Below are 25,616 nucleotides of genomic sequence, written 5' to 3'. Positions count from 1 at the left end.
CTCAAACGTCTTCCTTCCGGCCGCGGACGCGGCCCCCGGACGACGCGCGCCGGAAAGCTCACGCGAGCCGCCCTCGCTCGAGCCGGAGCCGTCGCGGCAGCGACGAGGCGAGCCGCTCGTTGTGCGTGACGACCACCGCCGTGATGCCCATCCGCGCGTTGAGATCGGCGATGAGCGCGTGGATGCCCTCCGCCGTCGCCGGGTCGAGGTTGCCGGTCGGCTCGTCGGCGAGGAGCAGCCGCGGCCGCAGGCAGAGCGCGCGCGCGAGCGCCACGCGCTGCTGCTCGCCGCCGGACAGCTCCCCGGGGTGGTGCTCGGCCCGCTCGGCGAGGCCGACCAGGGAGAGCATCTCGGTCGCGCGGCGCCGCGCCTCCGACCGCGGCACGCGGCGGATGAGGGCCGGCATCATGGCGTTCTCGAGCGCGGTGAACTCCGGGAGCAGGTGGTGGCTCTGGAACACGAACCCCACCGTCTGGTTGCGGAACCCGGCGAGACCCTCCTCGCCACGCTCGAAGGGATCCTCGTCGTCGAAGAGGATCCGGCCGCCGGTCGGCACGTCGAGGGTGCCCAGGAGATGGAGGAAGGTGCTCTTCCCCGCCCCGGACGGCCCGGTGAGCGCGACGAGCTCTCCCGCCGCGATCTCGAGGTCGATGCCGCGCAGCACCTCGAGCCGCTTGTCGCCCATGAGGTAGGTCTTGGTGAGCCCCTCGATGCGCACGAACGGGGAGGTCATCACTCGCTCCGCAGCCCGTCGACCGGGTTGAGGCGGGCCGCCTTCGTCGCCGGGTAGAGCGTCGCGAGGTACGACAGCGCGAGCGCGGCGAGCGCGACGAGCGCGAACTGCGAAGGGTCGATCACCACCGGCAGGTTGGAGATGTAGTAGACCTCCGGGTCGAGCGGGATGCCGACCTTGTCCACGAGCAGGCAGGTGCCGTAGCCGAGCAGCAGGCCGAACGCGGTCCCGACCCCGCCGATGATGACGCCCTCGGCCATGAAGATCTTCATGATGCTCGGCACCCCGGCCCCCATGGACTTGAGGACGCCGATCTCCTTGCGCTTCTCGAGGACGAGCATGACGAGGGTCGCGACGATCGTGAACGTCGCGACGAGCACGATGAAGCCGAGGATCACCGCCATCACGACCTTCTCGGTCTGGAGGGCGGAGAAGAGGCTCCGGTTCAGCTCGGTCCAGTCGCGGGCCCGGTAGGGCCACCCGCCGAGCTCGAACACCACCCGCCCCATGACGGCCCGCGCGGCGTCCGGGTCGTGCACCTTCAGCTCGAACGCCGTGATGGAGTCGCCGGTGCCGAAGAAGCGCTGGCCCTCCGCGAGGTCGACGTAGGCGAACTTCGAGTCGTACTCGAACATCCCGCTGTGGAAGATGGCGGCGACGCGGAACGGCCGGCTCTTCGGCTGGGGGCCCGCCGGGCCGAGGTCTCCGAACGGCGAGACCACGTTCACCTGATCGCCCACGAACACGCGCAGCGCCCGGGCGAGCTCGCGCCCGACGACGATGCCGGGCAGGGTCTTCCCGGCGCGGGCGGGGGGGCGCCCCTCGCCCTCCGCGGCGCGCTCGTCGCGGCCCGGCAGCGGGATCCGCCCGGGCTGCTCGAGCCACTCGAGCTTCCCCTCCTCGATCGACCGCGGCAGCTCGGTGACGGTGCCGACCGACGCGACGTCGATGCCCTTCACGATGGCGCCGGTGAGGTTCTGCCCCGCCGACAGCATCACCTCGTTGTAGAGGATGGGCGTCGCGCCCTCGACCCCCGGGACGACGAGCACGCGCTGGCGCGTGGCGCGCCAGTCGGTGAGCTCGTCCTGGCCGTAGGTGAGCAGCATGCCGTGGGCGTTCTGGCCCAGGATCTTCTGCTTCAGGTCGGCCTCGAAGCCGCTCATCACCGAGAGGACCACGGTGAGCGCCCACACGCCGATGGCGACGCCGCCGATGGAGATGAGCGTCATGAGCAGCGTCGCCGGCATGCGCGGGCGGACGAAGAGCTCGCCGCGGCGGTAGGCGCGGCGCTCGCGCGCGTCGCGCAGGAGAGACCAGGCGAGGCCGAGGACGATGCCCGGGACGAGCCCCGTCACGACGAGGGCGAAGAGGGCGGCGAGCGTGCGCGGGCTGAGCCGCAGGTGGCTCCGCGCGACGAACAGCTCGTAGGAGAGCGACGCGTCGAGGCGGCCGGTCCCGACCGCGAGGTAGGCCAGGGTCGAGCCGACGAACACGGCGGTCGCCGAGAGGAGCCCGGCCCCGAGCAGCCCGAGGACGAGCACGAGCGTCCCCTGCGCCTCGAGCGCCTGGAGCGCCGCGGAGCGCTCCCGCACGCCCGGCAGGAAGGCGACCACCACCGCCACGCCGGCCGCCCAGAGGAGGAACGCGGCGGCGAGCTCGTAGAACGCGATGCGCCGCCCCACCCACGCCGCGGCGACGCCGAGGGCCGCGCCCGCGAGCGCGGCGGTGAGCGCGGCCAGGCCGGTCGCGAGCGGGCCCGGGAGCGAGAGCCGATCGCCGAAGAAGGCGGTGGCGAGCGGCGCCAGCGCCGCCGAGACCATGAGCCCGAGCAGGACGAGCGCGAAGGCGGGCACGGAGAAGACGGGCGCCGCGGGGTGACCGCCGCCGGCGCCCTCGGGCGCCCTCGGCCGGGCGGCGAGCGCGCTCCGCTCCGCAGCGGCCTCGCCGCCGGCGACGGCGCGCTCGTGCATGCGCTTCTCGCTCACGTCACTCCCGGGTCTTGAGCAGCGGGAACAGGATCACGTCCCGGATCGACGCCGAGTCGGTGAGCAGCATCGCCACCCGGTCGATGCCGATCCCCTCTCCTGCCGTGGGCGGCATGCCGTGCTCGAGGGCGCGCACGAAGTCCTCGTCGTACGGCATCGCCTCCTCGTCGCCGGCGGCGCGCGCGTTCACCTGCGCCTCGAAGCGCGCGCGCTGATCGACGGGATCGTTCAGCTCCGAGAACGCGTTCGCGCACTCCATGCCGCCGGCGAACAGCTCGAAGCGATCGACGAGCCGCGGGTCGGAGTCCCGGCGCCTCGAGAGCGGGCTGGTCTCGATCGGCCAGTCGACCACGAAGGACGGCCGGTCCTTCGCCAACCGAGGCTCGCCGAAGACCTCGAACACCGCGGCGAGCGCCTCGCCGGGAGATCGCTTCGCCGCCTGCTCCAGCTTCCAGGCGTCCTCGGACTCGTTCTCGCGCGCGGCCGCGCGGGCCAGCGCCTCGGCGAGGCCGCGGCCGGAGAGGGCGTCCTCGACCGACAGGCCGAGCTCGCGCGCCGCCTCCTGGACGAGCGACACCCGCGGGTACGGCGGCGTGAGGTCGATGGCCTGGCCCTGGAAGGTCACCACCGGCGCGCCGGTCACCTCCACGGCGAGCGCGTGGAAGAGCTCCTCCGTGAGGCGCATCAGGTCTTCGGCGGTGGCGTACGCCTGGTAGAACTCGATGCTGGTGAACTCCGGGTTGTGGCGCCGGTCGATCCCCTCGTTCCGCCAGATGCGGCCGATCTCGTAGACGCGATCGAACCCGCCCACCACCAGGCGCTTCAGGTGGAGCTCGGTCGCGATGCGGAGCTTCAGGTCCAGGTCGAGCGCGTTGTGGTGCGTCTCGAACGGGCGGGCCGCCGCCCCGCCGGCCTCCTCCGGCTTGTGGAGCGTGGGCGTCTCCACCTCGAGGTAGCCGCGTCCGTCCAGGAAGCGGCGGATGGTGGAGACGATGCGCGCCCGCTTCACGAACGTGTCGCGGACGCCCGGGGTGGCCACGAGATCGAGGTACCGCTGCCGGTAGCGCTGCTCGACGTCGGTGAGCCCGTGCCACTTCTCGGGCAGAGGGCGCATCGACTTGGTGAGGATGGTGAACCCGCTCGCCTCGAGCGTCAGCTCGCCCGTCTTGGTGCGGGTGGCGCCGCCCTGCGCGGCGACGATGTCGCCGATGTCGAGCTGCTTGTAGATCTCGAAGTCCCGCTCCGGGAGCCGGTCCTTCTTGAGCCAGACCTGCAGCTCGCCCGCGGCGTCGCGGACCTTGAGGAAGGCGGCCTTGCCGAACGGGCGGACCGCCAGCACCCGGCCGGCGATCGACCAGGCGCCGGGCGCCTTGGCGATCTCCTCGGCGGGAGCGTCTCCGTACCGGTCGCGCAGGTCCTTGGAGAGGTGCTCGGGCTGGTGGCCGTTGCCGTAGGGGTTCACGCCGAGCGCGCGGAGCGCCTCGGCCTTCTTGGCGCGGTGCGCGATGATCTCGCGCTCGGTCGCGCCGAGGTCATCGCCGCGGGGGTCGTTGGAGTCTCGCATGTCTCGGTTTCGACGGGGAAAAGCGTGCGGCGAGGCTAGTCGGGCCGGCCCGCCCCGTCAACGCGAGAACGCCGGCGGAGGCGCGCGCTTCCCCGCGGCGCCGCGACGCGAGACCGCCGCTACGGGACGGTGCGGATCGCGTCCTCCCCCGCGAAGCGCGCGCCGTCGCCGGTGCTTCCCTCCAGCCCGGCGACGGTCGCCGTCCCCGAGAGCTCGAGCTCCGCCACCTCGAAGTGGCAGACGAGATCCTCGCGCCCGTCGCCGTCCACGTCCTCGAGCGCGGCCATCGGCCCGGCGCGCCCGCGGCGCGCGAGGGGGGCGCCCGCGAAGCGGATCGACGTGAGCTCGATCGCGGTGACGTCGAACGCAGGTGCGCCGAGGATCGCCACCGGGACCTTTCCCCCCGCGCCGAGCTGGATCGGCGCCGCGCCGGCGGTGCCCGGCTTCACGTCGATGCCGACGCGCAGCACGGAGCCGCCGCCGTCGTCGCCACCGCCGCCGTCGTCGTCGCCACCGCCGCCCCCGTCGTCACCACCGCCATCGCCATCGCCGCCGCTGTCGTCGCCGACGCCATCGCCGGTGTCACCGCCGACCCCACCGCCCAGCTCGCCTCCGCCCACCGCGCCCGGCGGATCGCCCTGGTCGTCTCGTGCTGCTGCGCTGGGCGCCCGCTCGGAGCAGCCGGCGACCAGGACGGCTCCGACGAGGGCGAGGCGGGAAAGACAGGTGAGACGGTGTGCGAGCATGAACTCCCCTTTCCGCACACCGTCCGCCGGAAGCGGACATGCGCGCAAGAGGGTGCTCGTGGGACAGGCGGGCGGGCCGCGCCTCTACCGCGGGGCGTACAGCCGGTAGTCGATCTCGGGGAAGAGGTTGTCTCTCGACTCCGCGTGGGCCAGCCACTCCGGATCGATCTGGCCGGCGCGGAGCTGGTCGTGCAGCTTCGTGAAGCGGAGCACGTGCTCCTTCGTGCGGCGGATCGCGTAGTCCACCATCGTCCCGGTCTTCATGATGAAGGCCCAGTCCGAGGACTGGGCGAGGAGCAGCTCGCGCGCGGCCTGGTCGAGCGCGCGCCGCTCGAGCTCGCTCGGTTCGCGGTAGTCGCGGGCGAGGGCGATCATCCGCTCCGCGGCCTTGTGCAGGTGCCGGTAGATCCAGTCGTTCGAGCCGTCGAGCCACACGCCCGCGTAGCCCCCCGCGCCCCAGGAGCAGAGCGGCGGGGTGGCGAGCTGCTGCTCCGGGTTCTCGCGCAGGTAGTCGCTGGGCGTGGCGAGCCGGAAGATGCGCTGGTCGAAGGCGATCTTGCGGATGAGGAAGTCGATGAAGAGCGGCCCCTCGTACCACCAGTGGCCGTAGAGCTCCGCGTCGTACGGCGAGACCACGATCGGCCTCACCCCGCCCATGCGCGAGGCGAGGTGCTCGATCTGCCGCTCGCGGTTGAACATGAAGTTCCCCGCGTGCTGGGCGGCCCGCTCGCGCGCGCGGACCGGGTCGTACGGCTCCTTGTGGGCGGTCTTGCCGGTGATGCGGAAGTACTTGATGCCGACGTTCTTGCGCTGGCCGGTGGGCTGGATGTACGGCTTCACGTACTCGTAGTCGAGGTCCCAGCCGACGTCCCGGTAGAACTCCCGGTAGTCGGGGTCGCCCGGGTAGCCCGACTCGGAGCTCCACACCTGCATCGACGACTCGGCGTCGCGTCCGAAGGCGGCCGGGCCGGTGGGGGTGTAGATGGGGGCGTACACGCCGTAGCGCGGCCGCGGCGTCGCGTCCGTGACCCCGTGCGTGTCCACGAAGAAGTAGCGGATGTTCTCCTCGGCGAGGAACGCGTCGGCGCCCGGGAAGTAGCCGCACTCGGGCAGCCAGATCCCCACGGGATCCTTGCCGAAGTGGCGGCGGTGGTGGCGGGCGGCCACCGCGATCTGCGCCCGCACCGCCTCCGGGTACGGCTGCATGAGCGGCAGGAACCCGTGCGTCGCGCCGCAGGTGACGATCTCGAGCCGGCCCGCCTCCTCGAGCCGCCGGAACGCGCCGACCAGGTCGCGGCGGTAGCGATCGTTGAAGAGCTCGCGCAGCTCGCGGAACTCCCGCTGGTAGTGGAGGGCGAGGCCGTGGAACGTCCCGTCGTTCCGGGTGCGGTGGACCTCCTTGTCCGCGAGCTCGCACAGCGTGTCGAGCCGGCGCGCGTAGCGCGCCATGAGCAGCTCGTCGCGGAGCATGGCGACGAGCGGCGGCGTCATGGTCATCGAGATCCGGAACGGGATCCCCTCGTCCGTCGCCCGATCGAAGATCTTGAGCAGCGGCAGGTACGTCTCGCTGATCGCCTCGTAGAGCCAGTCTTCCTCGAGGAACTCGTCGTACTCGGGGTGACGAACGAACGGCAGGTGGGCGTGCAGGTGGAGGACGACGTAGCCGAGGACCTCGTGCGCCATCTACGCGCCCTCCCCGGGCCCGAAGCCTCCGAAGGGAGAGCTCGGCGACGACACCGCCGGCGAGGTCGGCCGGCCACCCACGCCGCCGGCGCTGCCGCCGCCGGGGCGGCCGGCGAAGCGCGACCAGTCGCTGAGCCGCGCGAGCAGCGCGCGCGCCTCCGCCGAGAACGGGCCGCCCGCGTGGCCGGGCCCGAGCAGCCGCCCGAGCGGCACCTCCCACGGGATGCGGATGAAGCGATCGTCGATCACCGCGGAGGGCCCGAGCGGCGGCAGCATCATCTCGTTCGAGCCACGGCCGAGCTGGCGCTGCTGGCCGCGGCGGTCCACCGCGTGGATCTCGGCGCGGTAGACGCGACCCGGCGTGAGGTCGTGCACGTAGTACCCGCGCGACTCGAGGGCGAACTCGACCGTGCGCACCGGCTCCCATCCGCCGCCGTCGCGCGCGAAGACGCGCAGCTCGACGCGCGGGTGCTCCAGGCCTGCGAACGCGCCCCGCGCGGTCTCCTGCGCGAAGTCCCAGTAGAGGAAGAGGGTCCGCGGATCGCGCGGCAGGGCGACGAACGCGTCGTCGCCGTATCCCCAGGGCAGCTCCCCGAGCTGCTCCTCGTAGACCTCGCCGCCCTCGAAGCCCTCCTCGGCGAGCTCGACGGCGCGGAACGCCTCCGGCACGTCCGCGGTGGTCTCGGTCATCGGGTAAGGCGCCTCGCGCACCGCCTCCTCGCCGCGCACGCGCGCCACGAAGTACCCCTCGGGATCCGGCGCGATGCCGCCGGGCTTCCCGTTGCCGATCTTCCGGCGCCTCGCGCGGGCGGCGGAGACGCCCGCCGCCACGCCGGCCATCGCGCCGGCCGCGGCGCCTGCCGCGGCGCCCGCGATCGCCGCGGCGACCTTCGCGACCTTCGCCTTGGGCGGCCTGACCCCCTTGGCGGCGTCGCGCATTCCCCCGGAGACGCTGGCTGCCGCCGTCTTGCTGGCGCGGGCCGCCGCGCGCGCGCCCTCCTTCGCCGCCTTCCCGGCCTTCTTCGCGGCACGGACGGCCTTGCCCGTGGTCTCGGCGGCGCGGCTCGCCGCCGCGCGCGCCTTCGCGCCGGTGGTGCGCTTCGCCTCGGGGGCTGCCTTCCGCTCCGCCGCCTCGAGCGCGGCGACGAGCTCCTTCTTCGTCTTCCGGGACTGCCCCGGACCGAGCACCTTCCGGGCGAGCTCGCGCAAGCTCTCGACGGTCATCTTCCTGAGATCGGCCATGGCTGTGTGGGAGAGAAAAGTCCGGGTTCGCCTTGGTTCGCAAGGGGTTTCCCGGGGCGCCACCTCGCCGCAGCGACGCCGTGACGTGGTGCGTGTCCCCCCTGCGCGGGGCTGGGGCGACGGGGAGCCTCTGGTAGGCTGGAATCTCGCAACGGTGGGGGCACGGTGCACCGTACGGCAACGTCGAACACGGGGGGATCCACCGTCTGCCCGAGGTGCGGCGCCGGGCATCGGGAAGGCGTGCCCTGCTCGTCCCCCCTCCCCACGCTCGCCTTCGGCCCCGCCGCTGCCGGCGCCGAGCCCGACCGCCCGGGCCCCCTCGTGGATCCGCTCGTCGGGACGCTGGTCGGCAGCTTTCAGATCTTGAAGCTTCTCGGCCGCGGCGGGATGGGGACGGTGTACCTGGCCGAGCACCCCGTCATCGGGAGCCGCGTCGCGGTGAAGTTCCTGCACGAGACGATGGCCACCGACGCTCAGGGGGTGTCGCGCTTCTACGACGAGGCGCGCGCGGTCAACCTCATCGGCCACGAGAACATCGTCGGGATCTACGACCTCTCGGCGCTGCCGCCGCACCGGTACTACTACGTGATGGAGTACCTGGACGGCGAGACGCTGGCCGAACGGGTCCGCGGCGGCCCGCTCGCGCCGGAGCTCGCCCTCGACGTGCTCCTCCAGCTGTGCGACGCGCTCCAGTGCGCGCACGACCACGGGGTCGTCCATCGCGATCTCAAGCCGGAGAACGTCTTCCTCGTGCAGCGCCGGGGCCGGCGCGACTTCGTGAAGCTCGTGGACTTCGGGATCGCCAAGCTGCGCGGGGCGCGCGCGGCGGGGCGCACCGAGTCCGGGGTGATCGTCGGCACGCCCGAGTACATGGCGCCCGAGCAGTGCGAGGACGGGCCCATCGACGCGCGCACCGACGTGTACGCCCTCGGCGTGATCGCCTTCGAGCTCGCGACCGGGCGCCTCCCGTTCACCGGGCGCGGCATCGCGCCGCTGCTGCTCGCGCACCTGAAGACCGCTCCGCCCCGGCCGTCCGAGCTCGCACCGGTCTCCCCGGCGCTGGAGCGCGCGATCCTCCGCGCGCTCGAGAAGGATCCCTGCGCCCGCTTCGCGGACATGGCCGCCTTCTCCGCGGCGCTCCGGGGGGCGCGGGGGGACCTCCCGCTGCGCACGCCCCCTCCCTCGCCGCCAAGGCTCCCCGCGGGCGGGGCCGGGAGCCAGAAGCGCGATCCCGCACGGCCCGCGCTCGAGGCGGAGGTGCGCTTCGGCTCCGGCGTGCCGGCGAGGCTGCCGCTCCGCGAGCTCACCCGCAGCGGCGCCTTCCTCCGCGCGGACGGCGGGCTCCCTCCGCTCCTGTCGCGCCTCCGCCTCTCCCTCTCGCACTCCGCGCTGCGAGCGCCGCTCGCGGTCGCCGCCGAGGTGGTGCGCCACGTCTCGCCGGCCGAGGCGGAGGGCTGGCGGATGGAGCCGGGGTTCGCCGTCCAGTTCGTCGACCTGGCCCCGGAGGCGCGCGCCGCGATCGCGACGCTCGCGGACGCCCAGCGCCCCGCCCCCCCGGAGTCGCCCGCGCCGGGCGGCGAGCCGCTGCTGCGCGACCTCGAGGGGCGCGCCGGGGCCGATCACTACGGGTTCCTGGGCGTCCCTCCCGAGGCGGAGTTCGCGGACGTGCGGCGGGCGGTGCGCGGGGTGCGGGAGGCGCTCGAGGCCGCCCGGACCCGGCCGGGCGCCGCCGACCACCCCGCGCGCGCGACGGCGCTCCTCGTGCGGCTCGACGCCGCCCAGGCCGCGCTCGCGACGCCCACCGCCCGGCTCGCCCACGACGGCGAGCGCGGGAACGCGCTCGGGGTCGCGCGCTGCCTCGCGGCCGGCGTCCCGCGGGCGCTCGTGGACGCCCGCCGCGCGCAGCTGCTCGCGGCCACCCCGGGGCGCGAGGCCGAGGCGAGCCGGCAGCGGTCGCGGGCCGAGGTGGCCCGCAAGCTGGGCAACTCGGGCGCGGCGCTCGCCGCGTACGAGGCGGCGCTGGCGGCCGATCCGCTCCACGTCGCGACGCTCGAGGCCTACCTCGCCCTGCGGCGCGCCGTCTCCCCCTCGCCCGGGCGCTGAATACATCCACCGAGCGCAGCGTCCAGGCCAGCGGGCCGCTCTTCGCCTACAATCGCCCGCCGATGAACGCGCTCCTCCCCGCCGTCCTGGCGATCACCCTCGCTCGAGCGGCAGGCGACGCCGCGCCTCCCGACCCGTCGCTGGCGCACGCCGCCGCCGCTCCCGAGGCCCTCCCGTTGCCGGTCACCCGGCGTTACACGGTCGAGCGCATCGCCGTCACCGGGCTCCACCACGCGCGCGAGGCGGAGGTGCGGCGGCACCTGCTCGTCGTGGAGGGCGACCTCCTCGACGAGGAGCGCGTCTTCCTGTCGCGGCTCCGGCTGCTCCAGCTCGGCTGGTTCTCCCGGGTGGACACGCGGGTGGAGCGCGGCAGCGAGCGCGGGCTCGTGGTGCTCGTCTTCGACGTCTCGGAGCGCAACACGCTCCTCGTGACGGACCTGGTCCTCGGCTCGACCGGGCCGCAGCCCATCTACGGCGGCCTCGGGCTCTCGCAGCAGAACTTCCTGGGCCGCGGGTTCGGGCTCTCCGGCGCGTTCGTCTACGGCGGCTCGCCGGCGGGGAGGCCGCAGGACCCCGATCGCTTCGCGTTGCGCGGGAGCTTCTTCGCCCCGGACCTGCCGCTCGGGCGCGGCCCGCGCGGCCTCGTGCTCGGGGCGACGATCCTGCTCGTGCGCGGCGAGGAGCTCGCCTGCGGGGACCCCGACTGCGACCTCTACGGCGACGACTACGGCGCGGCGCCGCGACTGCGCTACCAGCGCGCCTCGTTCGAGGGCACGATCGGGATCCGGCCGGGGGCCTTCGAGCGGCTCCTCGCGAGCTACCGGTTCGAGCGGCTCCGCGAGCTCGCCGCGGGCGTCCCGGCCGAGCCGGGGGACGCGCCCGCCCTGCTCCCGGGGACCTCGCGCCTGTCGGCGCTCACGGGGACCTACGAGCTCGACACCCGCGACGACTTCTTCCTGCCCCGCGACGGGCTCCGCGCCCTCGCCCAGGTGACGTTCGGCTCGAAGCTGCTCGGCAGCGACTACGAGTACAGCCGCTATCTCTTGCAGCTCGAGACGGCCTACGGCCTGCTGGGCCAGCCGCTCCGGCTGCAGACCGCGCTGGGCGCCGCGCAGGGCAGCGCGCCGTTCTTCGAGCGGTTCTACCCGGCCGACTTCTCCTACTTCGCGGTCGGTCCCGCGCTGGCGCGCTCGCTCGAGCTCAACTTCTCCACCGACTCCCGCTACGACGCCTTCGTCGCGATGGCCGGGGTCGAGTACGCGGTGCCGCTCTGGCAGCGCCAGGTGTTCTTCCGGCGGGGCTACCTCGCGCTCGGCCTGCGCGGCGTGTACTCGACGGAGACCCTGGGCGGCGCGCGCACCCACTTCTCGCGCTCGCCCGTGTCGGCCGAGGTGGCGCTCCGCCTCGACACGCCCGTGGGCGTGTTCAACGCCTCGCTCGGCTACCTGGTGGACAACCTGCTGTGACGCGCGCGCTCCCCCAGCGGCGGCCGACGGCCCGCCTCCTGCTCGCCGCGATCGCCGCGGCGATCGCGCTCGGCGCCGAGGCGGCCACGCCCGCGCCGCTCCCGGCCCTGCTGGCGACGCGCGCCGGCCGGGCGGAGGCGACGGTGGACATCTCCCCGGCGTTCCCGGCGTCCGCGGAGGACGAGTTCGGAAACGGCCTCACCAACGTCGTGGCGATCTACGTGTCCGTCGTCCCCGAGGGCTCCCGCGCGCCGGTTGCGCTGTACGGCCGGATCGTGGAGATCCTCTTCGACGTGTGGGAGGAGACCTACACGGTGACGGTGAAGGACCCGCGCGCTCCCTGGGGCGTCCGCCACGTGCTCCCGGACTTCGCGGCCCTGCGCCGCTTCCTCTCGGACGTCCGCGGCGTCGACCTCGGGCCGTCCCAGTCGCTCCCCGCCTCGGCGTACCGGCTCGAGGCGCGCGTCGAGGTGAACCCGGTCTCGCGCGAGCAGCTCCAGCGCACCCGCGAGTACATCGCGAACCCGTCGGCGGGCACGCGCACCGCGGGGGCGACCCGCAGCGTGCTCGGCGCCGTCGCGAGCTTCCTCCTGCGCGAGCCCGACGCCGGCAGCGACGTCCACCTGTTCCGCTCCCGCACGTTCACCGGCAACGCGCCGGCGGGGGGGCGCCGGTGACGCCCGCCCCGCCCCTGCTCCGCCGCGCCCTCGGCGCGCTGCGGGTCTCGCGCTTCGAGGTCAAGATCGCGGTCGCGCTCGTCGTGGCCGCCACGCTGCCGCTCCTCGGCGCGCTGGTGCTCGCCGGCCGCCTCGCGGAGGAGAACCTCGCGCTCGGGCTCGACCCGCGGGTCGTCGAGCGGCTCGAGGCCGTCCCGGGGCTCTACGGCGATCTGTTCCAGGCGCGCAAGCAGCTCTACGCGGAGCAGGCGCGCGCGCTCGCCCGCCGGCTGCCCACGGAGCGCAAGAAGGCGCAGGCCTTCCTGCGGGCGGCGGTCGACGAGACCCCGCGGCTCCGCCGCGCGACCCTCGTCTCCGCGAGCGGGGAGGTGGTCGCCGAGGCGGAGGCGCACGGGGAGAACCCCGAGGGCGAGTGGCGCGAGGCGCCGGCGCGGGTGTCCCTGCCCGGCGGCGGCCGGCTGGACTGCACGTTCGCCATCGAGGCGCGCTACTTCGCCGAGCTGGGCGAGGTGCGCCAGGTCGCCGAGCTCGTGCAGGGAGTCGACGCGCTGCGGGCGGAGATCCGCCGCAGCTACGTCCGCGCCTTCGCGCTGCTCCTCGTCGCCTGGGCGGCGGGGGCCGCGGCCATCGGCATCCTGCTCGCGCGCCGCACCACCCGGCGCGTGACGCGGCTCGTGGAGGCGGTCCGCCGGCTCGCCGCGGGCGACCTGTCCGTGCAGGTGGATCCGGGCCGCGCGAACGACGAGGTCGCCGGGCTCGCCCGGGCCTTCAACGCCATGGTGCGGGAGGTGAAGGAGGGGCGCGACCGGATCGTGTACCTCGAGAAGATCTCCGGCTGGCAGGACGTCGCGCGCCGGCTGGCCCACGAGATCAAGAACCCGCTCACGCCGATGAAGCTGGCCTTCCAGCAGCTGGAGGCCCGCTGGAAGGCGACCCCCATGAAGGACCCGGCCTTCGGGAAGCTCCTCGGCGAGGCGGGCGAGATCGTGCGCGAGGAGATCGGGACGCTGCAGCGGCTCGTGGACGAGTTCTCGGGGTTCGCGAAGCTCCCGGAGGTGCGGCCCGAGCCGGCGGAGCTCGGCGCGTTCGTGGACGAGTTCGTCCGCACGAGCAAGCAGATCGGCGCGGCGGCCGACGTGGACGTGGTGAAGGCGAGCGGTTCCTGCCCGGTCGCGCTCGACCGCCAGCTCATGCGGCGCGTCCTCACGAACCTCTGCCAGAACGCCATCGACGCCGCCCGTCCGGCGCGCGCCCGCATCCACCTCGGCGTCGCGCGCACCCGGCAGCGGGCCGTGCTCACGCTCGCGGACGAGGGGCCCGGCATCGACCGGGAGCTGTGGGACCGGATCTTCGACCCCTACTTCACGACGAAGGGCAGCGGGGGCACCGGGCTCGGCCTCGCCATCGCGAAGAAGATCGTGCTGCAGCACGGCGGGGAGCTCCAGGTGGGAGACCGCCCCGGCGGCGGGGCGTCGTTCTCGATCGCCCTGCCCCTCGCCCCGGAGGCGCTCAGCGCCGCGTGATCGGCGCGCCGCCGTGCGCGGCGGCAGCGGCCGCGCTCGGGCAGCCGTAGCCGTCCCAGGCCTCCTGGCGCCCACCCGGGCCGTGCCGCGCGCGCCCTCGGTGCTAGCATCGGGCGCATGGCATACGATCTCGGCGGCAGGGTCGCGCTCGTGACGGGCGCGACCTCGGGGTTCGGCGCGGCGTGCGCGGAGGCGCTGCTGCGCGCTGGGGCGAAGGTGATCGCCGCCGGACGGCGCGAGGACCGCCTGCGGGCGCTCGCGGCCACCGGCGGAGACCGGGTCCACGCGGTCGCGCTCGACGTCCGGGATCGCGCCGCGGTGGAGCGCGCCATCGCGGGGCTGCCCGCGGCGTTCGCGGCGGTGGACGTGCTGGTGAACAACGCGGGGCTCGCGCTCGGCCTCGAGCCGGCGCAGCGCGCCTCCCTCGACGAGTGGGAGACGATGATCGCCACGAACTGCACGGGGCTCGTCACGGTCACGCGCGCGGTGCTGCCCGGCATGGTGGAGCGGAACCGGGGCCACGTCGTGAACATCGGCTCCGTGGCGGGCAGCTACCCCTACCCGGGCGGCAACGTGTACGGCGCGACGAAGGCGTTCGTGCGGCAGTTCTCGCTCAACCTGCGCTCCGACCTGCTCGGCACGGCCCTCCGGGTCACGTCCATCGAGCCGGGCATGGCCGAGACCGAGTTCTCGCTCGTCCGGTTCAGCGGCGACCCCGAGAAGGCGAAGAAGGTCTACGAGGGCGTCACGCCGCTCTCCGGAGAGGACGTCGCCGACGCGATCCTGTGGGCGGTCACCCGCCCGGCGCACGTGAACGTGAACACGATGGAGCTCATGCCGGTCCAGCAGGCGTTCGCCCCGTTCGCGGTGTCGCGGAGGTAGCCCGGCAGGAGACGAGGACGGCGCCGTCCGGCGGATCCCGCCGGCGGCGCCGCGCCGTCCCTCTCGCCCGTCGCTCCGCTACTCGACCGCCTCGACCCCCTGCGTCGCCGGGTAGCCGATCTCGTCGGCGAGCGGCTGCAGCTCCCGGCGCAGCTTCTCCAGGGCGCGGATCTCGAGCTGGCGCGCGCGCTCCCGCGAGAAGCCGAAGTGCTGCCCGAGATCGCGCAGCGTCTCCTTGCCGTCGCCCATGATGCGCGCCTCGACGATGTGCCGCTCGCGCGGGTCGAGCCGGCTCATGGCGTCGTTGACGCGGCGGTTCACGATCGCGTCCTCCTCGGCGCGGGCGAGCTCGTCGTCCTGCGGATCGGCGTCGGACGGGGTGAACTCCAGGTGCGTGCTCGTGCCGTCGGCGACCGGCGCGTCGAGCGAGAGGTCCCGCCCCTCCATGCGCTGCTGCATCTCCACCACGTCGCTCGCCCGGACGCGGAGCTTCTTGGCGACGAGGTTCACGTCGATGCCCTCGGAGTCGAGGCCGGCGCCGGGGGTCACGCGCTCGATCTCGTGCCGGGTGCGGGCGAGCGAGAAGAACAGCTTCCGCTGCGCCTGCGTGGTCCCGATCTTCACGAGCGACCAGGACTTCAGGATGTGGTTCTGGATGTACGCGCGGATCCACCAGACCGCGTAGGAGATGAGCCGGATCTCCTTGTCGGGGTCGAACTTCTGGACGGCCTTCATCAGGCCGATGTTCCCTTCCTGGATGAGGTCCGCCATCCTCAGCCCGTAGGAGCGGTACTCGAACGCCACCTTCACGACGAAGCGGAGGTTCGCCTCGACGAGCTTGTGGGCGGCGCGGGTCTTGCCCTCGTCCCGGAACTCACGCGCCAGGCGCCGCTCCTCTTCGACGGTGAGGAGCGCGACCTTGTTGATCTCGCGCAGGTACTGGTCGAGGGTGCTGCTCGCGCCGGTCGAACGATTCATCGGGCTGCCTCCTGGAGCGTCGTGATGGGCCGTCGTGCTGAAGTCCCCCTGTGCTCGAGCAATGGGCATGCCGACCGGGGCAGTCCCGTGATTTGGGCGCAAAACCGGGGGTGGGCGCGCCGCACCGCAGGACGCATCCTGTAAGAAGGAGCGAGGCCGCCCGATCCGAGATCGGTAAGCGCGACAGGGACGGCCACTCGCGGGCGTGCATCGCCGCCGGCAGCGGTGGCGCTCGCTCGCGCGCCCTCTCTCGGCGCGGAGGTCCCTGGCGATCCTACAGGGCGGAGGGTCGCTCGTTCGGACGGGCGCCGCTCGGCCGGGCGGGCGGCCGCGGACATCCACTCCCGTTGGAGCGCCAATCTCTTCTTCCTAGGTCGGGGCTCCGAGCGACGCGGCGCGGGACACGAGCGTCCGGTAGAGGGCGAGCGTGCGCTCTGCCATCCGCCCCGCGCCGAATCGCCGGGCGCGCGCCCGGGCGCGGCCGGCGAGGATCGCGCGTCGATCAGGGTCCCGGGCGAGCGCCCCCAGCGCGGCGGCCAGGGCGTCGTCCTCGTCCGGCGGCACGAAGGCGGCGGCGCCCGACCAGCTCTCGCGCAGGCTGGGGATGTCGCCGAGCACGAGCGCACACCCCGCGAGCCCCGCCTCCAGCACCGAGAGCCCGAACGGCTCGTAGCGTGCCGGGTGGGCGAAGATCGCCGCCTCTCCCATCCAGCGGGACAGCGCGTCCTCCTCGAGGCGGCCGAGCAGCGTGGCCTCGCCGCCCGCGGTGCCCGCGGACTCGCTCGCTCGTGCGGTCTTGCGGCCGGAGGCCGGCGTCTCGCCGGCGATGTAGACCGGCCACGTCAAGCGCGGGGCGACGCGCGCGAGCGCGAGGGCGTTCTTCGCCTCGTCCGAGAGCCCCCCGGCGCCGAGCACGAGCTCCCGCTTCGGCCGGGGCGGGAAGCGCGAAGGGTCGCGGCCGTTCGGGATGACCGCCGGGCGCGGGAGGGGGCCGTAGTGACGGACGAGCGCCGCCGCCATCGCCGCGCTCGGCGCCGCGACCGCGTCGGCGCCGTGGAGACCCGCCGTCACCGCCGCGCGGTACCGGTCCCAGGAGGGCGGCGGCGGCGCGCGCTTCACGGCCTCGAACCAGGAGACGACGTCGGAGTGGCCGACGACCAGCTTCGGCGCGCGGAACGGCAGGGCGCCGTGCGCGAAGGAGTTGGTGTGGACGACATCGGGCCGCTCGCGCTCCTCGAGCTCGAGGAGCCAGCGGCCCGCGGCCGCGACGTCGTCCCACGGGTCCTCCATCCACTCGAGCCGGAACGGGCGCTCCTCGTGCGCGAGCCCGGCGATCCCGGCCAGCGCGCGGCGCTGCTCGGCAGCGAGGAGGGCCCCCTCGGTGGCGAGCACGACGCCCACCCCGCGAGAGGTGAGCGCGCGCGACAGCTCGACCGCGTAGGTGAAGACGCCACCCACGGCGTCGGCGACGAGGAGGACCTTCATCCGCGAGCGTATATCCGGCGGGACGCCCCGCGATCCGCTCCACGTCGGGGTCGAAGCGGCCGCCCGCCCGGCGCGGTCGGACGGCTGCGACTCCTGCCGAGGTGGGCGCCGCCCTGCCGCCCCTGGCGGTCGGGCACCTGCTCGATGGCCGCCCGGGCGGCCCGTCAGCAGATTCTGGTGAGCCCGGCACGGAGCGGGCACCAGGATGACATCCGACGCCATCTGGCCCGGGCGGCCCTACCCCCTCGGCGCGACCAACGACGACGAAGGGACCAACTTCGCCGTCTACGCGCGCGAGGCGGACGCGATCGACCTCTGCCTCTTCGCGGCCGACGATCCGTCGCGCGAGCTGCGCCGCGTCCGGCTCTCCGAGCGGACCGGCCACGTCTGGCACGCGTACCTGCCGGGCGTCGGCGCGGGGACGCCCTACGGGTACCGCGCGCACGGACCGTACGAGCCCGAGGCCGGCCTCCGCTTCAACGGCGCGAAGCTGCTCGTCGATCCGTACGCGCGCGCCATCTCCGGCGAGGTGGACCTCGAGGGCCCGATCTTCTCGTATCGGCACGACGCGCCGGAGCAGGACCTCGCGCTCGACGACCGCGACAGCGCCGCGGCGGTGCCGAGATCCGTCGTGGTGGGGAACCACTTCGACTGGCGCGGCGATCGGCCGCCGCGCACCCCGCTGCACCGCAGCGTGATCTACGAGGTGCACGTGAAGGGGTTCACGGCGCGTCACCCGGAGGTGCCGCCGGAGCTGCGCGGCACCTACGCGGGCTTCGGCTCGCCCCCGGCGATCGCCCACCTCCAGCGCCTCGGCGTGACCGCCGTCGAGCTCCTCCCCGTCCACGAGTACCTCGACGACCCGTTCCTCCGCTCGAAGGGCCTCACCAACTACTGGGGCTACTCCACCCTGGGCTTCTTCGCGCCCGAGCAGAAGTACGCCCGCGGCTCGCGCGGCGAGCAGGTGACGGAGTTCCGCGCCATGGTGAGGGCGCTGCACGCGGCGGGCATCGAGGTCATCCTCGACGTCGTCTACAACCACACCTGCGAGGGGAACCACCTCGGCCCGACGCTCTCGCTGAAGGGGCTCGACAACCGCACCTACTACCGCCTGGTGGCGGAGTCCCCGCGCTACTTCTGGGACTCCACCGGCTGCGGGAACTCGCTCGACACCACGAACCCGCAGGCGCTGAAGCTCGTGATGGACTCGCTGCGCTACTGGGTCGAGGAGATGCACGTCGACGGCTTCCGGTTCGACCTCGCCGTCACCCTCGCCCGCGATCCGGAGCAGTTCGCGGAGGCGTCCCGCTTCCTGGCCGCCGTGCACCAGGACCCGGTCCTGGAGAGGGTGAAGCTCATCGCGGAGCCCTGGGACGTCGCCCCTGGCGGCTACCAGGTCGGCGCCTTCCCGGTGCGCTGGTCCGAGTGGAACGGGAAGTACCGCGACGTCGTGCGGCGCTTCTGGAAGGGCGACGAGAACCTGGCCGGCGAGATGGGCTACCGGCTCACCGGCTCCGCCGACCTCTACGAGGCGGCGGGCCGGAAGATCTACGCGAGCGTGAACTTCGTCACCGCGCACGACGGCTTCACGCTGCGCGATCTCGTGAGCTACGACCGCAAGCACAACGAGGCGAACCTCGAGGACAACCGCGACGGGGCGGACGACAACCACTCCTGGAACTGCGGCGCCGAGGGCGAGACGGACGACCCGGCGATCCTCGCGCTCCGCGAGCGCCAGATGCGGAACCTCATGGCGACGCTGCTGGTCTCGCAGGGCGTCCCGATGATCACCGCGGGCGACGAGTTGGGGAAGACCCAGCGCGGCAACAACAACGCCTACTGCCACGACGACGAGCTCAGCTGGCTCGACTGGAACCTCGACGACGGCCGCCGCGCGTTCCTGGCCTTCGTGCGGCGGATGATCCAGCTCCGCCTGGACCAGCCGGTCCTGCAGCGGCGACGCTTCTTCCGCGGCGGCCGGCCCTGGGACTCGTCGCTCAAGGACCTGGCCTGGTTCCGGCCCGACGGCGTCGAGATGACCGAGGAGGACTGGCAGAGGCCCTTCGCGAAGTCCGTGGCCTTCCTGCTCGGCGGCGACCAGATCGCGACGCCCGACGAGCGGGGCGAACGGATCGTGGGCGACTCGCTGCTCGTCCTGCTCAACGCCTCGCACGAGCGGGTCACCTACGTCCTCCCCGACGTGGACTGGGGGCGGGAGTGGGAGGTGCTCGTCGACACGGCCGGCGAGCTGGAGCAGAAGCGCGAGCACGTGGCCGCCCGCGGGTCGGTGCCGCTGGAGGCGCGCTCCCTCGTGATCCTCTCCCGCCCGGCCGACCGCTGAGGCCTCGCCGGCGAACGCGTCCGGGGACGCGCGAACCCCGCGCCGATTCCCTATAATCCCCGCCCCATGGACGCGACGAAGCCAACCGTGCTCGTGGTGGACGACGAGCGCAACATCCGCCGCACGCTGCGCATGGTCCTCGAGGCGGAGGGCTACGCCGTCTCCGAGGCGGAGAGCGCGGAGGACGCGCTCAAGATCCTCGAGGGCGAGCCGGTCGACCTCGGCATCTTCGACATCCGCCTGCCGGGCATGGACGGCCTGGCCCTGCTCTCCCGCGCGCGCGAGCTGTGGCGGGACCTGCCGGTCGTGGTCATCAGCGGCCACGCCGACACGAGCGACGTCGTCGACGCGGTGAAGCGCGGCGCGACCGACTTCTTCTCGAAGCCGGTCGACCGCGACCGGGTGCTCGTCTCGGTGCGGAACGCGCTCGCCCGCCGCTCGCTCGAGGAGAAGGTCCAGGTCCTCGCGGCGCGCGAGCGGAAGTTCCAGGACGAGATGCTCGGCGAGAGCCCGGCGATGCGGCGGCTGCGCGAGGACATCGCCAAGGTCGCCCCCACGAGCGGGCGGGTGCTCGTGCTGGGCGAGTCCGGCACCGGCAAGGAGCTCGTCGCCGCGGAGATCCACCGTCAATCGAAGCGGGCGCAGGGGCCGTTCGTGAAGGTGAACTGCGCGGCCATCCCCTCCGAGCTCATCGAGAGCGAGCTCTTCGGCCACGAGAAGGGCAGCTTCTCCGGGGCGGCGTCGCGCCGGCGCGGCCAGTTCGAGGTCGCCCACGGCGGGACCCTGTTCCTGGACGAGATCGGCGACATGAGCCTGTCGGCGCAGGCGAAGGTGCTCCGCGCCCTGCAGACCGGGGAGATCGTGCGGGTCGGCAGCGAGCGCGCCCTCAACGTCGACGTGCGCGTCATCGCCGCGACGAACAAGGACCTCGAGGCGGAGGTGCGCGAGGGGACGTTCCGCGAGGACCTCTACTTCCGCCTGAACGTCGTGCCGCTCGTCTCGCCGCCGCTCCGCGAGCGGCTCGAGGACGTGCCGCTCCTCGCCGAGCGCTTCTTCCAGCTCGCCGCGCGGGAGAACGGCACCCGCCCCAAGGCCGTCGATCCCGAGGTCTACGACCGCCTGCGCGCGTACCGCTGGCCCGGGAACGTGCGCGAGCTGCGGAACGTGTGCGAGCGCATGGTGATCATGAGCGGCGACCGGATCACCGCCGCGGACGTGCCGGAGACCGTCGGCGCCCGGCCCGCCGCGCCACCCGCCGCGGGCGGCTCCGACCTCTCTCGCTACGGCGAGGTCCCGCTCCGCGAGCTGCGCGACCTCGTCGAGCGCGACTACATCCTCAAGAAGCTCGAGGAGCACGACTGGAACATCACGCAGGCCGCGCAGGCGCTGGGGGTCGAGCGCACGAACCTGCACAAGAAGATCAAGCAGCACGGCCTGTCGCGCGCGGGACGGGGCGGCCCGGTCCCCGCCGATCCCGACGGCGACGAGGCTTGATGGCGACACCCACCCGCATTGAGCTGCTGCGGCGCACGCTGCCTGCCTGCGCGGGGCAGACTCCTCCCTGCGCTGCTCGACGTGCCTTCCAGGCACGCCTGCGCTGCTCGGTCGTCGTGTGCCCCGCTCGGCGACGGCTCCGTGCGCCTCGCGACGCTCAACGCAAGTGGGCGGCGCCATGAGGGTCCCCATGCGCCCCGCCCACGCGATCCCCGGCCTCGGGCCGGAGGAGCCGCGCGCGCCCGACTCCCAAGAGCGCCTGGCGCGCCTCCGAAGCCGCTTCCCCGCCCGGTTCGAGGAGGTGCTCGCGGCGTGCCGGCTGTCCGCCGATCCCGACCTCGCCCTCGCCGGCGTCGAGCGCTACGTGGACGGCGCGGGCGAGCTCCCCGCCGAGCGCGACCTGCTCCAGGCCCTCGTGCTGCTCGCCGGCTCGTCGCGCATGGTCGCCGCGCTCCTCGCCCGCGATCCGCGCCTCCTGCGCCGCGCCGCCCGCTCCCCGTTCGTGGACCAGCCGCGCGCCGAGGCCGACCTGCGCGGGCTGCTCGCCCGCGCGGTGCGCCGGCTCGACCCGGAGGACGTCCCCGGCTTCCTGAGCCTCCTGCGCCGCGTCCGCGCCCGGGAGATCGTCCGGATCGCGCTGCGCGATCTCGGGCGCGCGCGCGTGAAGGAGGTGACCGCCGAGCTCTCCTCCCTCGCCACCGCCTGCCTCGACGCGGCGATCCGCTTCCACGACCGGCGGCTGCGCACGAGGCACGGGCCCCCCGAGGGGATGGAGGGCCGCGAGCCGGGCGCGGGCTTCTGCGCGATCGCCATGGGCAAGCTCGGCGCGCGCGAGCTCAACTTCTCGTCCGACGTGGACCTCGTCTACGTCTACGAGCGGGACGGCCAGACGCGCGGCGAGAAGCCGGTCACGCACTTCGCCTACTACGCGAAGCTCGCGGAGCTCGTGACCGAGGCGATCGCCAAGCCGACCGAGGACGGGTTCGTCTTCCGCGTGGACCTGAACCTGCGGCCCGACGGGCAGAACGGGCCCATCGTGAACAGCGTCCGCGCGGCCGAGCTCTACTACCAGTCGTTCGGGCGCACCTGGGAGCGGAACGCGCTCGTGAAGGCGCGGCCCGCCGCGGGGGATCTCGCCGCGGGCGAGGAGCTGATGCGCCAGCTCGAGCCGTTCGTCTGGCGGCGCAGCCTGGACCTCGACGTGCTCGCCGAGATCCAGGCGATGAAGGCGCGCATCGACGCGCGCGCCGGCGCGGAGGGGAAGGACGACCTGAAGCTGGGCAAGGGCGGCATCCGCGAGGCGGAGTTCTTCGTGTCGGCGCTGCAGCTGCTGCACGGAGGGCGGCAGGAGGGGAAGCCGCTGCGGGAGCGCGCGGTGCTCCCCGCCCTCGAGCGGCTCATCTTCGCGGGCGTGGTCCCGGCCAGGGACGGCGACGGGCTCGCGGACGCCTACCTCTTCCTGCGGCGCGCGGAGCACCGCGTCCAGATGGTGGAGGGCGCGCAGACGCACCGGCTCCCCCCCGCCGGCGAGCGGCTCGGCCTCGCGCGCGCCATGGGCTTCGCCACGGAGGCGGCGTTCGAGGCGGCCCTGGCGGCGCACCGGGAGCGGGTGGCGGCGCTGTTCGCCGGGCTGCTGGGGACGGCCGCCGAGGAGGCGCCCCCCCTCGACCCCGAGCTCGCGCTCCTCGCCGACCCGGAGGTCCCGCGGGAGCGCCGCGCCGAGATCGCCGCGCGGCGCGGCCTCATGGACCCGGACCGCGTGCTCGCCGCCATCGACGCGATGGCGCGGCGGCGCACCCCCTTCTCGCCGCACGGCGATCCCGCCGCCGCCGTCGCGCTCCTCGGCGACGCGCTCGGCACGCCCGACCCCGACCAGGCCCTCTCGCACCTCGCCGACTTCGCGGCGGCGCTCGCGAACCCCGAGCCCTACTTCCGCATGCTCGCCGAGCACCGGCGGGTGGCGCGGCTGCTCCTGTCGCTGTTCGGCACCTCCGACTTCCTCTCGAAGCGCTTCCTGCGCCACCCCGAGCTCATCGACATGCTGCTCCGGCAGGATCAGGTCCTGCTCGAGAAGGACGTCGCGCGCTTCCGCGCCGATCTCGAGGAGCGGCTCGCGGCGATCCCCGCGGACCTCGCGCCCGACGATCTCCTCGAGCGCCAGCTCGGCGAGCTCAGGCGCTTCAAGAACGAGGAGGTGCTGCGCGTCGCGATCCACGACATCGCGGGCACGATCGACGTGCCCGTCATCGCGCGCCAGCTCTCGGACCTCGCCGAGGTGTGCCTCGAGCGCTGCCTGGAGCTGGCCGAGGGGGAGGCGCGCGCGAAGGGCGCGCTGCCGCCCCAGCGGCTCTGCGTGGTGGGGATGGGCAAGCTCGGCGGGCGCGAGCTCGGCTACCACTCCGATCTCGACCTCGTGTTCCTCTACCGCGGGGGCGGCGGCGAGCACCACGCCGCCTACGCGCGGCTCGCCCAGCGCTTCATGTCGTTCCTGCAGATGCCCCTGCGCGAGGGGCGCCTGTTCGCCATCGACACGCGGCTCCGCCCCTCGGGCAACCAGGGCGCGCTCGTCATCGGCACGGAGGGGTTCAAGCGCTACCACATGGGCGAGGCGCTCCCGGGCGGCGCGGGCGCCGGCGCGACCGGCGAGGTGCGCAGCCAGCTCTGGGAGCGGCAGGCGCTCCTGCGGGCGAGGCACGTCGCGGGCGACCCCGCGCCGTTCGTCGAGATCGAGGCGCAGGTGATCCTGCCGGTGGTGTACGGGCGCCGCGAGGACCGCGCCCCGCTCGCGGCCGAGATCCGCCGCATGCGGGAGCGGATGGAGACCGAGCTCGCGAAGGAGGCCTCGCGGGGGAAGAACCCCAAGACCGGCCACGGCGGCCTCGTGGACGTCGAGTTCGCGGCGCAGTTCCTCCAGCTCCTGCACGGATACGACCACCCCCAGATCCGCACCGGCTCGACGCCCCTGGCGCTCGAGCGGCTCCGCGCCCACGGGCTCCTGCGCGAAGCGGACCACGAGGCGCTCGCGCGCGGGTACGAGTTCCTGCGGCGCGTGGAGCTTCGGCTCCGCATCGTCCACGACTTCGCCATCGATCACCTCCCCGAGCGCGGCCCGGCGCTGCAGCAGCTCGCGCGCCGGCTCGGGTACTACGGCCCGTCGCCCGGCGATCGCTTCCTCGCGGACTACGCGCGGACCACCGCGGCGGTGCGCGCCGCGTTCGACGCCGTGGTGCGATAGGTGGGGCGAGCCGTCTCGTCTACAATCCGGCCGGCTTGCCCCCCGACGAACCGCTCGACGCCCTGCACCAGGAGCTGCGCCCCTTCTCGGACGCCGAGGCCGCCCTCGTCCGCGACGTGGTCTCCAGCCCTCCCTGGCTGTCGGAGCAGGACGAGGCCGCCCTCCGCTACGCGCTGAACCTCGCCCGGACCACGGTCGTCCGCGCGCCGGACGGCTCGGACGTCGACCTCGGCGGCCTGCTCGCGCCGTTCCGCGAGGACGTCCGCGAGCTCGCGCTCCCCGCCCTGCTCGGCGCGCGCGGACCGGACCGCGCCGAGCTGTGCCGCGTCGTCCCCGACCTCGCGCTCCACGCGCGCGCGTGGCGCGGGCGGGCCGCGGCGGCGCTGGCGGGCCGGGTGACGCCGGAGGCCATCGACCGCGAGGTCTGCGAGAAGGCGCTCGTCCTCGTCGCCGGGGGCGGCGGGGGCGTGACCTGGTCCTACCTCGGGGCGTTCGCCCTCCTCGAGCAGTACGGCCTCGTGCCGCGGCTCCTCGCCGGCACGAGCATGGGCGCGGTGCTCCTGCTGTTCCGCGCGCGCCGCATCCGCTGGCAGGCCGGCGACGTGGACGAGGCGATGCGCTCGCTGTCGTTCCGCACGATCTTCCGGTTCCTCCAGACCGGCTCGCGCTACGGCCTGCCCGCCGCGATGCGGCTCTACCTGCGCGCCGCCATCGGGGAGTTCCTGCGCGGGCCCGACGGCCACCCGCTCACCCTCGGCCAGCTCGCCATCCCGCTGCTGGTCGCGGTGACCGGCATCCGCAACGGCGCGCTGCCCCGCGATCCCAGCTACTACGAGCACCTCCTCGACCTGCACGGCCGCGCCCCCCGCCCGCACGTCGTGAAGCGGATGATGTCGGAGGCCCTGGAGGCGGTGGGCGAGCTCATCGCGCAGCGCGATCGCTTCGCGCGCGTCTACCTCGGCGCGGACGACGCCACCCGCGCCTTCGACGCCATCGACGCGGTCGGCTTCTCGTCCGCGCTGCCGGGCGTCATCCACTACGACGTCCTGCGCCAGGACGAGCGCATGCACGGGCTGCTCGCGGAGCTGTTCGAGCGGCACGACGTGTTCCGGCTGGTGGACGGCGGCCTCGTGGACAACCTCCCCGCCCGCGAGGCGTGGGCCACGGTCCAGCGCGGCGGGATCGGCACCCGCAACGCCTTCGTGCTGGCGCTCGAAGGCTTCGGGCCCAAGCTCACGCAGCCGCTGTGGTTCGGCCTCGAGCAGCTCGCCGCGCAGAACGTCGCGCGCAACCGCCCCTTCGTGCACCACCACCGATCGTTCCAGCGGGTGCTCTCGCCGATCGACGTCGTGCCGTCCGAGCGCGCGCTCCAGCGCGCCATCCAGGCGGGCAAGGCGGAGCTCCACCCGGACATGCCGTTCATCTCGCGGATGTGCCGGCGCTTCCCTCCCCTTCCCGCGTGAGGGGCGCCCGGCCCTT

The 25,616-nt window shown here is 74.0% G+C and carries 17 protein-coding genes; 9 read left to right on the top strand and 8 right to left on the bottom strand.

The annotated features are described in order from the left end of the window. Positions 1-58 precede the first annotated feature (58 nt). From ANAE109_RS05695 to ANAE109_RS05670, 6 genes are all read right to left on the bottom strand, one after another. Positions 59-733 (bottom strand): ABC transporter ATP-binding protein, encoded by a 675-nt coding sequence (locus ANAE109_RS05695; protein WP_011985433.1) that lies wholly within the window; start codon positions 731-733, stop codon positions 59-61. Then, a complete protein-coding gene (locus ANAE109_RS05690; RefSeq protein ID WP_143827907.1) occupies positions 733-2,703 on the bottom strand; it encodes an ABC transporter permease in 1,971 nt (656 codons plus the stop codon). Before ANAE109_RS05690 ends, ANAE109_RS05695 begins: the two co-directional genes overlap by 1 nt. 16 nt (positions 2,704-2,719) lie before the next feature. Beyond that, the gene (gene lysS / locus ANAE109_RS05685; protein ID WP_011985431.1) at positions 2,720-4,282 is read right to left on the bottom strand and encodes a lysine--tRNA ligase; all 1,563 of its coding nucleotides are present in this window, start codon (positions 4,280-4,282) and stop codon (positions 2,720-2,722) included. 119 nt (positions 4,283-4,401) lie between these two features. Next, positions 4,402-5,028 carry a hypothetical protein gene (locus ANAE109_RS24745; protein ID WP_011985430.1) on the bottom strand — a complete coding sequence of 209 codons (627 nt, stop codon included), beginning with the start codon at positions 5,026-5,028 and terminating at the stop codon, positions 4,402-4,404. 84 nt (positions 5,029-5,112) lie between these two features. Further along, positions 5,113-6,711, bottom strand: a complete 1,599-nt coding sequence (locus ANAE109_RS05675) for a glycoside hydrolase family 57 protein (protein WP_011985429.1) — start codon at positions 6,709-6,711, stop codon at positions 5,113-5,115. Next, positions 6,712-7,953: a DUF4912 domain-containing protein gene (locus ANAE109_RS05670; protein WP_011985428.1), complete on the bottom strand. Its 1,242-nt coding sequence runs from the start codon at positions 7,951-7,953 to the stop codon at positions 6,712-6,714. A 240-nt stretch (positions 7,954-8,193) separates the two neighbouring features. Between ANAE109_RS05670 and ANAE109_RS05665 the strand changes: the two genes are divergently transcribed. The 5 genes from ANAE109_RS05665 (at position 8,194) to ANAE109_RS05645 (ending at position 14,604) form a co-directional block, all read left to right on the top strand. Next, complete coding sequence (locus ANAE109_RS05665) at positions 8,194-10,056, top strand: serine/threonine-protein kinase (RefSeq protein WP_011985427.1); 1,863 nt, start codon at positions 8,194-8,196, stop codon at positions 10,054-10,056. Positions 10,057-10,118: 62 nt separating this feature from the next. Then, the gene (locus ANAE109_RS05660) at positions 10,119-11,522 is read left to right on the top strand and encodes a BamA/TamA family outer membrane protein (protein ID WP_011985426.1); all 1,404 of its coding nucleotides are present in this window, start codon (positions 10,119-10,121) and stop codon (positions 11,520-11,522) included. Further along, the gene (locus ANAE109_RS05655) at positions 11,519-12,199 is read left to right on the top strand and encodes a hypothetical protein (protein ID WP_011985425.1); all 681 of its coding nucleotides are present in this window, start codon (positions 11,519-11,521) and stop codon (positions 12,197-12,199) included. Before ANAE109_RS05660 ends, ANAE109_RS05655 begins: the two co-directional genes overlap by 4 nt. Continuing rightward, positions 12,196-13,722, top strand: a complete 1,527-nt coding sequence (locus ANAE109_RS05650; RefSeq protein WP_011985424.1) for an ATP-binding protein — start codon at positions 12,196-12,198, stop codon at positions 13,720-13,722. The genes ANAE109_RS05655 and ANAE109_RS05650 overlap by 4 nt, the downstream gene beginning before the upstream one ends. 117 nt (positions 13,723-13,839) lie before the next feature. Continuing rightward, on the top strand, positions 13,840-14,604 hold the full coding sequence (locus ANAE109_RS05645; RefSeq protein ID WP_011985423.1) for an SDR family oxidoreductase: 765 nt from the start codon (positions 13,840-13,842) through the stop codon (positions 14,602-14,604). 78 nt (positions 14,605-14,682) lie between these two features. Here the strand turns inward: ANAE109_RS05645 and ANAE109_RS05640 are convergent, their stop codons facing one another. Together ANAE109_RS05640 and ANAE109_RS05635 are read right to left on the bottom strand one after the other, a co-directional pair. Beyond that, positions 14,683-15,582 carry an RNA polymerase factor sigma-32 gene (locus tag ANAE109_RS05640; RefSeq protein WP_011985422.1) on the bottom strand — a complete coding sequence of 300 codons (900 nt, stop codon included), beginning with the start codon at positions 15,580-15,582 and terminating at the stop codon, positions 14,683-14,685. 369 nt (positions 15,583-15,951) lie between these two features. After that, positions 15,952-17,067: a glycosyltransferase family 4 protein gene (locus ANAE109_RS05635; protein WP_011985421.1), complete on the bottom strand. Its 1,116-nt coding sequence runs from the start codon at positions 17,065-17,067 to the stop codon at positions 15,952-15,954. Between the two features lie 205 nt (positions 17,068-17,272). Between ANAE109_RS05635 and glgX the strand changes: the two genes are divergently transcribed. From glgX to ANAE109_RS05615, 4 genes are all read left to right on the top strand, one after another. Then, positions 17,273-19,408 carry a glycogen debranching protein GlgX gene (glgX, locus tag ANAE109_RS05630; RefSeq protein ID WP_011985420.1) on the top strand — a complete coding sequence of 712 codons (2,136 nt, stop codon included), beginning with the start codon at positions 17,273-17,275 and terminating at the stop codon, positions 19,406-19,408. A gap of 66 nt (positions 19,409-19,474) precedes the next feature. Beyond that, positions 19,475-20,902, top strand: coding sequence for a sigma-54 dependent transcriptional regulator (locus ANAE109_RS05625; protein WP_011985419.1), 1,428 nt, complete (start codon positions 19,475-19,477; stop codon positions 20,900-20,902). A 190-nt stretch (positions 20,903-21,092) separates the two neighbouring features. Next, on the top strand, positions 21,093-24,137 hold the full coding sequence (gene glnE, locus ANAE109_RS05620; protein ID WP_011985418.1) for a bifunctional [glutamate--ammonia ligase]-adenylyl-L-tyrosine phosphorylase/[glutamate--ammonia-ligase] adenylyltransferase: 3,045 nt from the start codon (positions 21,093-21,095) through the stop codon (positions 24,135-24,137). Between the two features lie 35 nt (positions 24,138-24,172). Further along, a complete protein-coding gene (locus ANAE109_RS05615; RefSeq protein ID WP_011985417.1) occupies positions 24,173-25,600 on the top strand; it encodes a patatin-like phospholipase family protein in 1,428 nt (475 codons plus the stop codon). Positions 25,601-25,616: the final 16 nt, after the last annotated feature.

Origin of the sequence: Anaeromyxobacter sp. Fw109-5 (genome assembly GCF_000017505.1) — a bacterium.
In the GTDB taxonomy this organism is placed as follows: Bacteria; Myxococcota; Myxococcia; order Myxococcales; family Anaeromyxobacteraceae; genus Anaeromyxobacter.
The sequence above is the reverse complement of the archived record's forward strand: the minus strand, read 5'-3'. Positions and strand labels throughout refer to the sequence as shown.

What these genes read in the sequence shown, in the direction of transcription:
- ANAE109_RS24745 (WP_011985430.1), bottom strand. Translation starts at nt 5,028, where the DNA reads ATGCTCGCACACCGTCTCACCTGTCTTTCCCGCCTCGCCCTCGTCGGA.
- lysS (WP_011985431.1), bottom strand. Translation starts at nt 4,282, where the DNA reads ATGCGAGACTCCAACGACCCCCGCGGCGATGACCTCGGCGCGACCGAG.
- ANAE109_RS05695 (WP_011985433.1), bottom strand. Translation starts at nt 733, where the DNA reads ATGACCTCCCCGTTCGTGCGCATCGAGGGGCTCACCAAGACCTACCTC.
- ANAE109_RS05660 (WP_011985426.1), top strand. Translation starts at nt 10,119, where the DNA reads ATGAACGCGCTCCTCCCCGCCGTCCTGGCGATCACCCTCGCTCGAGCG.
- glnE (WP_011985418.1), top strand. Translation starts at nt 21,093, where the DNA reads ATGCGCCCCGCCCACGCGATCCCCGGCCTCGGGCCGGAGGAGCCGCGC.
- ANAE109_RS05640 (WP_011985422.1), bottom strand. Translation starts at nt 15,582, where the DNA reads ATGAATCGTTCGACCGGCGCGAGCAGCACCCTCGACCAGTACCTGCGC.
- ANAE109_RS05645 (WP_011985423.1), top strand. Translation starts at nt 13,840, where the DNA reads ATGGCATACGATCTCGGCGGCAGGGTCGCGCTCGTGACGGGCGCGACC.
- ANAE109_RS05675 (WP_011985429.1), bottom strand. Translation starts at nt 6,711, where the DNA reads ATGGCGCACGAGGTCCTCGGCTACGTCGTCCTCCACCTGCACGCCCAC.
- ANAE109_RS05625 (WP_011985419.1), top strand. Translation starts at nt 19,475, where the DNA reads ATGGACGCGACGAAGCCAACCGTGCTCGTGGTGGACGACGAGCGCAAC.
- ANAE109_RS05635 (WP_011985421.1), bottom strand. Translation starts at nt 17,067, where the DNA reads ATGAAGGTCCTCCTCGTCGCCGACGCCGTGGGTGGCGTCTTCACCTAC.
- ANAE109_RS05670 (WP_011985428.1), bottom strand. Translation starts at nt 7,953, where the DNA reads ATGGCCGATCTCAGGAAGATGACCGTCGAGAGCTTGCGCGAGCTCGCC.
- glgX (WP_011985420.1), top strand. Translation starts at nt 17,273, where the DNA reads ATGACATCCGACGCCATCTGGCCCGGGCGGCCCTACCCCCTCGGCGCG.
- ANAE109_RS05690 (WP_143827907.1), bottom strand. Translation starts at nt 2,703, where the DNA reads ATGCACGAGCGCGCCGTCGCCGGCGGCGAGGCCGCTGCGGAGCGGAGC.